Raw genomic sequence first — 252 nt, 5'->3', positions numbered from 1 at the left:
ATCCAGAAGCTCTTCGGCTGGTTCGGCGGCGGCGGGATCAGCGGCACCGGCGGGTTCTTCACCTCCGTCGGCTACCCGGCTGGCGACACCATGGCCGTCGTCGCCGGCCTGACCGAGACCCTGGGCGGCCTCGGCCTGGCCGCGGGCCTGCTCACCCCGCTCGCCGGGGCCGCCGTCACCGGCACGATGATCAACGCCCTGGCCGTCCACGGCGCCGGGGCCTTCTTCGCCCCCAAGGGCATGGAGTACGAG

General features: G+C 73.8%; 1 protein-coding gene. It reads left to right on the top strand.

Features of this window, described 5'->3' with window-relative positions; genetic code table 11:
- Nucleotides 1-252, top strand: a 252-nt coding sequence (locus VR44_RS40700) for a DoxX family membrane protein (RefSeq protein ID WP_157880580.1), incomplete at its 3' end; no start/stop codon positions are given.

Source organism: Streptomyces katrae, assembly GCF_000966975.1.
GTDB lineage: Bacteria > Actinomycetota > Actinomycetes > Streptomycetales > Streptomycetaceae > Streptomyces > Streptomyces katrae.
The sequence above is the reverse complement of the archived record's forward strand: the minus strand, read 5'-3'. Positions and strand labels throughout refer to the sequence as shown.